Annotated in this window: 6 protein-coding genes; 4 read left to right on the top strand and 2 right to left on the bottom strand. The window is 73.6% G+C overall.

The genetic code is table 11. From position 1 onward, the window contains the following. Nucleotides 1-122 precede the first annotated feature (122 nt). Complete coding sequence (locus OOZ19_RS16370; protein WP_266090970.1) at nucleotides 123-1067, bottom strand: cobalamin biosynthesis protein; 945 nt, start codon at nucleotides 1065-1067, stop codon at nucleotides 123-125. Nucleotides 1068-1427: 360 nt separating this feature from the next. Here OOZ19_RS16370 and OOZ19_RS16365 point away from each other — a divergent pair, with 360 nt between their 5' ends. The 4 genes from OOZ19_RS16365 to OOZ19_RS16350 all read left to right on the top strand — a co-directional run bounded on the left by OOZ19_RS16365 (nucleotide 1428) and on the right by OOZ19_RS16350 (nucleotide 9781). Continuing rightward, nucleotides 1428-3062, top strand: a complete 1635-nt coding sequence (locus OOZ19_RS16365) for a TIGR02677 family protein (protein WP_266090969.1) — start codon at nucleotides 1428-1430, stop codon at nucleotides 3060-3062. Continuing rightward, nucleotides 3059-4312 (top strand): TIGR02678 family protein, encoded by a 1254-nt coding sequence (locus OOZ19_RS16360; protein ID WP_266090968.1) that lies wholly within the window; start codon nucleotides 3059-3061, stop codon nucleotides 4310-4312. The genes OOZ19_RS16365 and OOZ19_RS16360 overlap by 4 nt, the downstream gene beginning before the upstream one ends. Nucleotides 4313-4389: 77 nt before the next feature. Continuing rightward, nucleotides 4390-8502 (top strand): TIGR02680 family protein, encoded by a 4113-nt coding sequence (locus OOZ19_RS16355; protein WP_416309444.1) that lies wholly within the window; start codon nucleotides 4390-4392, stop codon nucleotides 8500-8502. Beyond that, nucleotides 8495-9781: a TIGR02679 family protein gene (locus tag OOZ19_RS16350; RefSeq protein ID WP_266090966.1), complete on the top strand. Its 1287-nt coding sequence runs from the start codon at nucleotides 8495-8497 to the stop codon at nucleotides 9779-9781. The genes OOZ19_RS16355 and OOZ19_RS16350 overlap by 8 nt, the downstream gene beginning before the upstream one ends. A gap of 39 nt (nucleotides 9782-9820) precedes the next feature. Here OOZ19_RS16350 and OOZ19_RS16345 read toward each other — a convergent pair whose 3' ends face one another. After that, nucleotides 9821-12394: a tetratricopeptide repeat protein gene (locus OOZ19_RS16345; RefSeq protein ID WP_266090965.1), complete on the bottom strand. Its 2574-nt coding sequence runs from the start codon at nucleotides 12392-12394 to the stop codon at nucleotides 9821-9823. Between the last annotated feature and the right edge of the window lie 102 nt (nucleotides 12395-12496).

Here is a 12496-nt window from a genome sequence, read left to right as displayed (position 1 = left end):
CCCAGATCACCTGCTCAGGAGCCTTGCACCCCACGATTGGACGACGTACCGGACACGCACCGTCAGCACGGCGGCTGGTCCTGGGCACCGACCTGGCGAAACCCGGCGCACGAACGAGCGGTTCACCGGCCGCGCGCGCTCAACGCCACGACCGCCGCCGCGGCGAGCACGCCGGTGACCGAACCGACGACCCGCGACAGCTCCACTCCGCGCGTCACGTCGCCCGCGTCGGCGGTGCGGCCCTCCCCCATGATCGGCCGCTGCTCGGTGGTGTGGCCGTAGACGGTGCGACCGCCGAGGCGGATCTGCAGCGCCCCGGCGAACGCGGCCTCGATCTGCCCCGCGTTCGGGCTCGGGTGGGCGGCGGCATCGCGCCGCCAGGTCCGCCAGGCCCCGCCCGCGGAGCCGCCGACGACCGGCGCGCACGCGGCGGTGAGCATCGCCGACAACCGGGCCGGAGCCAGGTTCAGCGCGTCGTCGAGCCGAGCCGCCGCCCAGCCGAACCGCAGGTAGTGCGGGCTGCGGTGCCCGACCATCGCGTCCAGGGTGTTCGCCGCCCGGTAGCCGAGCAGGCCCGGTACGCCCGCGATCGCACCCCACACCAGCGGGGCGACCACGGCGTCGGAGGTGTTCTCCGCGATGGATTCGACGGTGGCCCGCGCGAGGCCCTGCTCGTCGAGGTGCGCGGCCTCCCGGCCGCAGAGGTGGGCGAGCCTGCCGCGGGCCGCGTCGAGGTCTCCCGCGTCGAGCAACCGGCCCATCGCGGTGCCCTCGTCGGCCAGCGAGGCGCCACCGAGCACGACCCAGGTGGTCAGCGCCGTGGTGACGGCTTCCAGCACGGGGCTGCGGCGGGCGACGCGTTCGGCGACCACGCCCAGCGTCGCGGTGCCGCCGACGAGCAACCCGGTGTAGAGCACCCCGGCGCTCCGGCTGTCGCGGTGCAGCACGCGTTCGGCGGTCTGCGCGACGCGGCCGAAGGCAGCGACGGGATGCCCCCGTCGTGGGTCACCGAGTGCGGCATCGGCCGCCACTCCGAGTATCAATCCGACCGCTCGTCCCGCTCTCACCGGTGATTCTCCCCCTTCGTTCCCCCGACCAGGCAGCACAGAACGCTACCGCCGACACAACGACGCACCACGAGCGGCTGCCAGGCGATGAGTCCGCGAACGCTCTTTGATCCTTGTCCTGTCAGCGGCGAAGCCGATGAGCAGCGACCAGCTCGAGCAAGCCGACCACCGGCGGGTTCGCAGCGGCTCCCTCGCGAGGACAGCCATTTCGCTGAGTAGGGAGCTACTTGAGAAATGGATCCCGCAGCGAGGGAGCCGCTGAGGTTCCGCTGAGTGACCCACCACGCAGGTCACTCAGCAGGAACCCTTAGCCGGGCTCTTGACAGGGAGTGTCGGCGGCTCGGGTTATCGTGGCCGACCGTGACGGCCCCGGATCACGAAGCTGACGTGCTGCGCGCGGGGGTGGCGGGCACCGAAGCCGAGTCCGCCTCCTCCGCGCAGGCACCTGATGACGTTCAGACGGACCAGCAGCGGTTGCGGCTGTTCGCCTACTTGAGCGCGCGCGAGCACCGCACCTACTTGGCGGTCATGCGGTTGTTCACCTCGACGCTGCTCGCGGACCTGTCGATCGGCGAGGTGACCGCGGCGCTGGCCGCCGCCGAGCGGGAAGGCCGCATCGATCCCGGCGAGTCCGAGCTGGACACCGTGGTGGAGCGGCTCAAGCAGCTGCGGCTCTGGGGGAACCTGGTGCTGGGCCGCCGCGAGACGATCGCCGCCAGCATCGCCGAGTTCCAGCACGGCAGCGTGCGCTACCAGGTCAGCAAGCTCGCCGTCCGGGTGCAGCGCGACGTGGACGCGCTGCTGCGGGTCCCGGAGGGCGCCCGCGAGGTGTCCCGCGAACTGCTGCCCGCGATCGAACGCGGGCTCGGCGAGATCGGGTCGGCGCTGTCGGCCGCGGTCGCCGCGGAGAGCGCCGAACCCGGCTCGAAGCGGGCACGGCGCACGCGGGAGCGGTTGGCCGAGCACGTCACGACGGTGTTCCTGCAGCACGCCGAACTCGCCGCGACGGTGCGGGACTTCTACGCCTACCTGGGCGAGGTCGTCACCCGGCACCACTTGGCGCCGGACGAGATCTCCGGGTTCCGGAACCTGCTGGTCGAGTACATCCAGATGGTCGTGGAGGACGTGCTGCGGCACACCGAGACGATCGCGGGCTCGCTGGCGGGCCTGGCCGGGGTGCGCGGCGAGCTGATCCGGCTGCTGGGTCCCGCGGACCAGCTGGGCACCGAGGTGGAGCGGGCGCGCGGGCGGACCGCAGCGGACTGGCAGGAGCTCACCGACTGGTTCGTGGACGCCCCGGGGCGCCCGAGCCAGGTGGCGGCGCTGCGGGAGGCCACCGCGCGGGCCATCGGTTCGCTGCTGGCGAGCGTGAAGCGCGCGACCTCCGGTGGCGGTCTGCTGCCGGGCCGCCGGGGCGAGCTGCTGAAGCTGGCGCGCTGGTTCGACGAAGCGGAGCCGCCCGAGGCGCACCGGATCTACGCCGCCGCTTTCGGGCTGTACTCGGCGCGGCACCTGCTGCCCGCGCCGGACTACGACAGCGACAACCACGACGTGCCGTGGCGCGACGGCCCGGTGCAGGACGTGACGGTGAGCGTGCGCAGCCGCGGTGACCGCGGGGCGCGCGGGCGCACCTCGCGGGTGCTCGACGACCCGATGACCGAGGAGTCGCTGCTGGCCGAGGCGCGCGAGGAGGACGCCCGGCGCGGGGCGGCCGTGGCGGAGCTCGCCTCGGCGGGCGACCGGCTGGCCGACACCCGGCTGTCCGGGGAGGCGCTGAGCGTGCTGTGCGAGCTCCTGACCCTGGCGATGGCGCAGCGCGACAGCTCCGACGATCCGGGTTCGGCGCTGGACCCGGTGCACCGGCTGCGGGTGACGATCCGCCCGGAGGCGGGCACGCACACCCGCATCAGCAGCAGCGCGGGCACCCTCACGCTGACCGATGCGGTGCTCGACGTGCACGGCGACGGCGCGATCCCCGCGGAGGCGACCCGATGAGCGCGACCAAGGCCTTCGACGAGCTGTCCTCGATCGACGCCTCGAACGTGGTGCGGTGCGCGCGGGCGCTGCTGCGCCGCCCGCTGCTGCGGGAGGGCGCTCCGGACGGGGACCTGCTGCCGATGATCTACCGGCAGCGGGCGGCCTTGCACGAGGTGTTCTCCTCGCTGCTGGGCTACCGGCTCGTGGTGGAACGCCGGTTCGCCCGGCTCTACAAGGCCGGTCCGGGCGCGGACGCCACGCGCGGCGAGCCCGGCCTGACGCCGCGCGGCTACGCGTACGTGGCGTTGACGCTGGCGACGCTGACCGGCATCGGCAGGCAGGTGCTGCTGTCCCGCCTGGTGATCGATGTCCGCGCCGCGGCCGTGGAGGCGGGCGTGCCGGTGGTGGACGATCCGGCGGATCGGCGCGCGCTGACCGCCGCGCTGCGGCACCTGGTCGCGCTCGGGGTGATCAGCGAGACCGAGGGCACCGTGACCGCGACTGATTCCACCGCGGAGGCGCTGATCACCATCGACACCGACCTGCTCGGCCAGTTGCCCGCCGGGCCGATCGGCGCCTCGGCCGGGCCCGCCGAACTGGTGGCGTCCGCCGCGCAGGCCGGTCCCCGCAGCGTGGAGCACGTGGTGCGGCGGCGGCTGGTGGAGGACCCGGTGGTGCTCTACGCGGACCTGCCCGCCGAGCAGCGGGAGTGGCTGCTGAAGAACTTCGGCGTGGAATCCCGCCTGCTGGAGCGGTTCTTCGGCCTGGTCACCGAGGTCCGCTCCGAGGGCGTCGTGGTCAGCGACCCGGAGGACTACCTGACGGACACGTTGTTCCCCGGCACCGGCACGGTCGCGCGCGTCGCGCTGCTGGCGCTGCCGCGGCTGCTGGAATGCGGTGACCCCAGGGAGCCCGACGGCAGGCACCCCGTGACCTGGGACGATCTCACCGAGGTGTGCGGTGAGCTGATCGAGTCGTACCCGGCGGCGTGGTCGCGGCAGGCCACCGAGGAACCGGCGGAACTGGTGCGGTCCGTCGCGGACCTGTTGCGGCGGCTCGGCGTGCTGCGCGGCGAGGCCGCCGACGGCACCGCCACCACCGGGGAGGATCATGGCGAGCTCACCTGGTGGTTGAGCCCGGCCGCGCACCGGTGGCTGCCGGAACCGGACGCCACGCCCGTGCCCGGGCGGGAGCCCGAACCCGCGCCGGCACCGGAGCCGCCGGGCCTGTCCCTGTTCGACGATCTGGAAGAGGACGGTTCACGGTGAGCCCCGACGACGCGAACGCAGCGGTGCAGCCCGCCTCCCCGGAGCAGCCGGGCGACGCGACGCTGTCCGCGGGACCGGTGCACCGCTGGCGGCTGCACCGCGGCGGGATCGTGAACATCTGGCAGTACGCGGAGAACACCTTCGACCTCTCCGGCGGGCGCGCGATCTTCCAGGGCACCAACGGTTCCGGCAAGTCCCGGACGTTGGAGCTGCTGCTGCCGCTGTGCCTGGACGGCGATCTGCGCCAGCTGGGCTCGAAGGGCTTCGACACGGTCAGCATCCGGCGCCTGATGCTGGACGAGTACCCCGGCGGCCCGAACCGCATCGGCTACGCCTGGGTGGAGCTGCGCCGCGAAACCCCGGACGGCGGCGAGGAATTCCTGACCTGCGGTGTCGGCGTGAAGGCGTCGAAGACTTCGCAGGCGATCAGCGACTCGTGGCGGTTCATCACGGGTCGCCGGGTGGGCCACAACCTGCACCTGGTGGGCCCGGAGCGGGTTCCGCTGGGCCCGGCTCAGCTGCGGGAGCTGCTGGGTGCGGACTGCGTGCTCGACGACCAGGGCTTCCGCGCGAAGATCGCCGCGCAGGTCTACGGCGTGCCCGCGGCCCGCTACGGGGACCTGCTGCACCTGCAGCGGACGCTGCGCAACCCGGACGTCGGGTTGAAGGTGCTGGAGGGGCAGCTGGAGCAGATCCTCTCGGACGCGCTGCCGCCGCTGGAGCCCGCGCTGATCGAACGGCTGGCCAGCTCCTTCGACGACCTGGAGTCGATCCGGGAGAACATCGTCCGGCTCACCGGCGCGGACAAGGCGCTGAGCGCGTTCCTGTCGACGTACTCCGGTTACGCGCTGGGAGCGTTGCGGGAGCGCGCGGAGTCGACGCGTTCGGCCCAGGACCGGCTCGCGGCGTTGCGCAAGGAACTGGCGAAGCTGGACAAGCAGGTCACCGGGCACCGCGAGGAGCGGGATTCGGCGCAGCGCACCGTCGCCGAGCTGGAGCAGCGCGAGGGCACGCTGGAGTCGAGCATCGAGTCGCTGCGCTCGCACCCGGCGTACGCGGAGCTGCAGAACCTGCGGGACCGGGAACGGGTCGTGGAGGGCTCGCGTTCGGCCGCGGTGTCGGCGCTGGAGACCGCGGCGCGGCACCGCGCGCAGGAGGAGCGTTCGGCGGAGTCGGTGCTGGGCACGCTGCGCAGGCTGGTGGGCGACGCGGAGTCCGCGGAGCAGGCGGCGCAGCGGGCGAACCGGCAGCTGGCGGCGGCGGGCTTGGACGGCGATCTGGTGCCGCGCCCGCCGGAGGTGCCGAAGGCGGAGGCGATCAGCACCCCGGACCGGGTGCGGACCGTCCCGGAGCCCGACGCCGGTCCGGTGGACGTGGACCGGCTCAGCGCCCCCGAAGTCGACACCGACGAGCTGGCGCAGCGCTTCCGCGCGGCGGCGGACCGGGCCGCGCAGGCGAGCACGGTGGCGCAGCGCCGCGGCGCGCTGACGTTGACGCTGCACCAGCAGGCCGTGGAGCTGGACCGGCAGCGGGAGCAGGTCACGAAGCTCCAGCAGCAAGCGCGCCAAGCCCAGCTGATCTCGACGGAGGCCGTGGGCCGGCGCAACGTAGCGCAGCAGCGCCTCTCGGAGGCCGCCGACGAGTGGCGGCAGCGGGCGCAGCGCTGGGGTTCGGAGCACCCGGAGTCCGCTGTGGACGATCCGGTGCCGGAGGTGCCCGCGGTGGACCGGCTGCTGGCAGAGCGGGCCGTGGCGCGGGAAGCGCTGGAGCAGGCGCGGCGCTGGGCACGGCCGCGGTTGCAGGAGGCCCGGCAGCGGATTTCGGCGGTGGAGCGGGAACTCGGCGAGTTCCGCGACCGGGTGCGCACGGGCGAGCAGGAGCTCGCGCAGCTGCGCGCCGGGGTGGAGCGCACCCCGCAGCGCCCGGAGTGGGCGGCGGCGGACCGGCCCGAGGAGACGGGCCGCGCGTTCTACCGGCTGGTGGATTTCCGGCCGTCGCTCGACGAGGCGCAGCGGGCCGGGCTGGAGGCGGCGCTGCAGGCGAGCGGGCTGCTCAACGCGTGGGTCTCGGAGAAGGGCACCGTCGCCGAACTAGCGGACGTGCTGGCCGTTCCGGGCGTGGAGGGCTCGGCGGGCACGCTCGCTGACCTGCTGGTGCCCGCACCGGAGCCGGACGGTCCCGTTCCCGCCGAGCACATCGGCTCCCTGCTCGCCTCCGTGTCCATCGTGGACGGTCCGGGCCTGGTGGTGGGCACCGACGGCCACTGGCAGGCCGGGGTGCTCTCCGGAGCGTGGCAGAAGGAATCCGCCGAGTACGTCGGCGCGGGCGCCCGCGAAGCCTCCCGAGCCCGGCGCATCGCGGAACTGGAGGAGGAGCTCGCCGCGCTGCGCGTGCGGATCGGCGAGGTCGAACGGCGCCACCGCGACGCCGCCGAGCACGGCGAATCCCTGGAACGGCACCTGGAATCGTTCCCCGACGACTCCGACCTGGTCACCGCGCACGCCCAGGTCGCCACGGCCACCGACGCGGCCGAGGACGCCGACCGGCACGCCAAGCAAGCCCGCGGCGAGCTCGACCAGACAGATCAGCGCTGGCAGGCCACCCGCTCCGAGCTGGTGCGCGCCGCGGGGGAAGCGGAGCTGCCACCGGAGACGCAGGCGCTGGAGCACGCGAACCGGGCCGCGACCGAAGCCCGCTCGGCGATCGACGCGCTGCACGAGGTCGTGGAATCCCGATGCCTGGCCACGCTGGCCGACCTGCGCGACATCGCGCTGCACCACGACGCCGCGGTGGCCGACCGGATGGAGGCCGAGTCGCAGGCCGAGCAGCGCTGCGCCGAGCACACCGAGCAGGCCACCGGCCTCGCCGAGCTCAGCGACGCCGTGGGCGGCGCCGCGCAGGAGATCTCCGGCAAGGTCGGCGAGCTGGAACGCGAACGGGCCCGGCTGCGCAAGGACCTGCCGACCGCGCGGGAGCGGATCAGCACCGCGCGCGAACAGGTGGTGCGGCTGGAAACCCAGTGGGAGACCAAGCACTCCCAGCTCGCCGGGCGGGAATCCGACGCCGAGACCGCGGCGTCCGCGTTCACCGCCGCGCTGCGGGTGCCGGGGGTGTGGGCCGCGGCCGACGTGCTCCCGGCCGCCGAGGACGGCGCCGAACCCGGTCCGCGCGCCGTGGAACCACCCGGCCCGGCGGAGGCCGCGGAGCTGCTGGCCGCCGCCGCGGACCGCAAGACGGCGGGCGAGACCGCGGTGCTCAACCGGTTCCAGGCGTTGCAGCAGTCGCTCAGCGGCGGCTACGACATCACCGCGGGCGACCAGCAGGGCCTGCTGACCGTCACGGTGACCGGCGAGGAAGGGCCGCAGCCGGTGGCGGACGCGGCCCGCCGGGTCGCCGAACGCCTCGCCGAACAGCGCGGATTCCTCAACGAGCGGTACCGGTCGATCTTCGCCGACTACCTGATCCGCGACCTCGCCGAGCGGCTGCGCGGGCAGGTGACGGTGGCGGAGAACCTGTGCAAGCGGATGAACGAGGTGCTCGACGGCGCCCGTTCCAGCCAGGGCGTGCACGTGCAGCTGGAGTGGGAGCCCTCGCCGTCGCTCGGCGACGACATCAAGCAGGCCATCGACCTGGTGCGCACCCCGTTCGCCGATCGCAGCGACGACCAGGACTCGTTGCTGCGCAAGGTGTTCACCGACCTCATCGAGGCCGAACGCGACAGCGCCTCCGGCGGTTACGCGGAGATCCTGTCGCGGGCGCTGGACTACCGCTCGTGGTTCGCGTTCACCGTGCGCGTGCGCGACACCGGACCGGAGGGCAAGCCCCGCGTGCGGCGGCTGCGGCAGCTCTCGTCCGGCGAGACGCGGCTGATCTCCTACGTGACGTTGTTCGCTGCTGCGGCGGCGTTCTACGACGCGGTGAGCGTGTCCTCCGGCGGGCGCGGGCCGCTGCGGCTGGTGCTGCTGGACGAGGCGTTCGAGCGGCTCGACGATCCGACGATCGCGCGGATGCTGGGGCTGCTGGTGGACCTGGACATGGACTGGCTGATCACCTGGCCCAGCGGCTGGGGCGTGTCGCCGAAGATCCCGAAGATGCACATCTACGACGTGCTGCGCCCGCGCAGCGGCCACGGCATCGCCTGCACGCACACCACGTGGGACGGTCAGGACATGGAGCGCACCGATGGCTGACGGCGACCTCGCCCACGTGTCCGGCCAGGTCCGCGCGGACGTCCACGAGGCGTGGGGCGGTGAGGCGCTGCGCGGGTTCTGGGAGCAGGCACGCGAGGCGCTGGAATCGCCGAAGCGGCCGGACCGGTTCAGCGTCGCGCTGCCTGACGAACCGACGCGCGCCGCGGTCAGCGCGGTGTACGGCCGCGAGCTGTACCTGGGGCATTCCCGGATCATGCTGGTGAAGCTGGACAAGGTGCTGCGCGCCGATCCCCGCTTCGGGCTGCCCCTGCCGCAGGTGCTGGAGATCCTGCACGGCAGGCCCATCGCCTCCCCCGAGGCCGCCCCGGCGCGGGCGGAGGAGTCCGACCCGGCGCGGGACGCGCTGGCCGCGCACGGCTTGGGCGCGGCGGCGTGGGCGGAGCCGTGGGTGCGCTGGCTGCACCAGTACGGCCGCATTGCCGAAGCCGAGTTCGCGCACGTCACCGGACGTGCGGCGACGGTGCTCGCGGCGCTGACGCTGGACCCGGCGGCGACTCCGGCGGTGTGGGTGTCGCGCGCCGAGCTCACCGCGGCCGACGACCCGCACGAGCTCGACAGCGGCGGCGCGCTGAGCAGGATCGTGCTGCGCGCGGCGGCGCTGGCGCACGACATCGAACCGCCGAGCGGCGAACGGGACCGGCGCGCGCTGTGGGAGCGCTGCGGGGTCGCCCAGGACGACGTGGCGGGCACGGTGCTGAGCTGGGCGCTGCCGCTCACCGGCGACGACTCGTGGTCCCTTTCGGTCGGGGCCCGCACCGGCCTGGGCCTGCCGACGCACCTCACCCTCAGGGACCTGGCCGCGGCTCCGCAACGGCTCGTCGAGGCCGGCGCGGTGATCGCGGTGTGCGAGAACGCCCGGGTGCTCGAAGCAGCCGCCCGCGCCGACATCCGGCATCCGCTGGTGTGCCTCGGCGGGCACCCGTCGCCGGTGGCGTCGTCGCTGCTGGACCGGTTGCGCGCGGATGGCGCCCGGCTGCGCTACCACGGCGACTTCGACTGGGCGGGCGTCACGATCGCCCGCTCGCTGTGGTCGGAGCACGAGGTGGGGCTGTGGCGCATGTCGGCCGCCGACTACCGGGAGGCCGTCGACCACGCCGCACGGGACCGCTCGGACCTGCCGAACCTGGTGGGCGCCCCCGTCGAGACCCCGTGGGATCCGCGTCTGGCGGAGCTGATGTCCACGGCTTCCCGTGCGGTGGAGGAGGAAACGGTGCTGCCGACCCTGCTGACCGACCTCCGCGACGCCGCGCTGAGCTGACCGCGCGCTCCCGACGTCGTTCGAGCACGGGCACTCCGCTCACGCCGAATCGGGGTCTCCGCCCAAGTTCTCGATGTTGGTCCGGGTGGCGCGGGTGTGGACGTGGTCGGGGCCGAGCACGCGCAGCATGTCGGACAGCAGCTTCTCCAACTCGGCCAAGGCCGCCCGGGGATCGTCCGCTCGCGCCCGCCAGAACGCGACGTTGTGCCGCGTGACCAGCAGGTCCGGATCGTCGCGCCCGAGCACCTGCGACTCGTCGGACAACAACGCCTCCAGTTCCGCCAGCGCGGTCGCGGCGTCGCCCGCGTATCCACGGCGGACGGCGATGGTGTGCCGCAAGGTGAAGGTGTCCGGATGCCGAGGCCCCATCACCCGGAGCACGTCCGGCAGCAGCTCCGTCAAGTCCCGCAACGCCCCGTGGTCGTCTCCGGCTTCGCCGCGCAGCTTCGCGCTGGTTCGCCGGGTCGCCAGCGTGTCCGGGTGGTCCGCGCCCAGCAGGCGCTGCCGGTCGGCGAGCAACGTCGCCAGCTCCGCCATCGCACCCTCGACGTCCCCGGCGTCGGCCCGGTTCGAGGCCAGGACGCTCCGGGCCTGCAACGTGTTGGGGTGGTCCGCACCCATCACCCGGAGGCGGTCTTCGAGCAACTTCTCGAACGAGCGCACCGCGGTGTCCGCGTCACCGGCTTCCCCTTGGCGGAGGGCCAAGTTGTGCCGGATCGTCAACGTGTCCGGATGGTCGGGCCCCGGCATGCGCAGGTGTTCCGCGAGCACTTCCTCCAGCTCGGCCACGGCGCCCGCGACATCGCCCACCTCAGCCCGGTAGCTGGCGGCCGAGAGCTTGATGCGCCGGCTCGCCCGATGGTCGGCGCCCAGCACCCGCACCACTTCAGGAACGAGGCTCCGCAACTCGGAGACTCCTCGGGCGACGTCGCCCGATCGGATCCGGGACATCGCCAACACTTCCCGGGTGGTGAGCACGCTCGGGTCGTCGGCGTCCGAGATCCGCAGCTGGTCGGTCAGCAGCCGCTCGAAGGCGGGGACCGCCGCGACCACGTCGCCCGCGTCCGCTTCGCACGTGATCAGGCATTTGCGCAGGTACAGCGTTCGAGGATGGTCGGGGCCGAGATGGTTCGCCGTGGCTACGTGCATCCGCTCGTAGTAGTGCGCGGCGGACGCGTCCAGTCCGCTGCCGCTGAGGCTCTCCGCGATCCGGTGCACCACCGGGTGCCCGCCGTGCTCGTAGAGGTGGCGGGGTTCGCGGGAGTGCAGCGCTTCGGCGTTCGCGCGCAGCGCCCGATCCGGGCCGACGACGTGCTCATCCGGTTGCCACACCTCGACCAGGCCGTCGGCCGCGGCGTGGATCGCCCGGTCCAGGTCAGCCCCGTGCAGTTCTTCCCGCGTGGCGCGCTGCACCAGCGCGTGCACCCGCACCGTCCGCTCGTCGGTGCGCGCGTCGTCGGTGGCCAGGTTCAGCCGGTGCAGGCAGCGCACCGCGCTGTGCACCGCCCGCTCGTCGACCGCCGTGCCCGTGGCCTCGGCGAGGTGCTCGCACACCGCCGAACTGCTCAGGACTTCGATCGGGATGCCGCCGGCGTCGAGCAGCGCGGCGATCTCCAGCACCCTCGGCGCCAGGCCCGCAGGGTGCAGCCTGCCCGCCAGCTCGATCGACAGCGACCAGGTGGCCGACACGGTTTCGTGGTGATCATCGGGCAGCGCTTCGGGTTCGGGCAGCACGTCGGCGAGCCTGCGATGCCGGTCGGCCAGCAGTTCGCGGTAGCGGTGGCAGTCCAGGTCCTCGTCGATGATGTACGCCGCGGCCTGGGACAAAGCCAGCGGCAGGTGACCCAGGTCCGCGGCCAGCAGCTCCGCCCCCGCGGCCTGCCGCGGATCTTCGGCCAGCCGCGCGGTGAGGTAGGCGAGCGACTCCGCCGGGACGAACTCGCCCACCGGCAGCAGGCCGCGCCGGTCGTTCGTGAGCGCCCCGTCGCGGCGCCGCGTGGTGACCAGCGTCCTGCCGCGTTCGGTCTCCGGCGGCCACAGGCCTTTGACGTCGCCCGGGCTGCGCAGATCGTCGAGCACGACCAGCCACCGCTTCGGCAGGGCGGCAAGTCCCGCCAAGAACCGTTCCGCACCGCGGCCCGATTCGCCGCCCCCGTCCCAGCCGAGTTCGGCGGCAGCGGCGGCGTAGGCGTTCATGATCGCGGCGCGCGAACCGGCGTGCACCCACATCAGCAGCTCCGCCTCGCCGCGCTCCCACATGCGTTCGGCGCAATCGGCCGCGAGCTGCGTCTTCCCCACTCCCCCCGCGCCGGAGAGCACCTCGGCCGCCGCGGGCCGGGAGCCGGTCAGCACCACGGCGTGGTCGTGCGCGATGCGTTCGTCGAGCCGCGCGGCCAGTTCGCGGTGCTGGAAGCAGCCCGCCCGCGCGGGGACCGCGCCCACGCGATGCGGCCACCGGGGCGCGGACGGCGCGTGGTGGTTCACGACCAGCCGCTCGACGGAGCCCGCTTGCACCACAACGTCGGCGACGCCGTGGAATTCGTTCACGACGGTGTGGTCACCGGGGCACGGCTCGGCGTCTCGGGGTTTCGCACCGGGTTCGTCGGGACTCACGCTGCGCACCTCCCGCGCCGACCGTGCTTCCGGTAATCACCTTTCTACCTGAGGTGATCGCCGTGGCCGGTTCGAGCGCTACGTACCCGGTCGACGACGGGC

The organism is Saccharopolyspora sp. NFXS83 (genome assembly GCF_026241095.1).
In the GTDB taxonomy this organism is placed as follows: domain Bacteria; phylum Actinomycetota; class Actinomycetes; order Mycobacteriales; family Pseudonocardiaceae; genus Saccharopolyspora_C.
Note: the sequence above shows the minus strand (reverse complement) of the source record. Positions and strands in the feature narration are given on the sequence as shown.

Excerpts from the sequence above, each read along its gene's own strand:
- OOZ19_RS16350 (WP_266090966.1), top strand. The coding sequence starts at position 8,495 with ATGGCTGACGGCGACCTCGCCCACGTGTCCGGCCAGGTCCGCGCGGAC.
- OOZ19_RS16360 (WP_266090968.1), top strand. The coding sequence starts at position 3,059 with ATGAGCGCGACCAAGGCCTTCGACGAGCTGTCCTCGATCGACGCCTCG.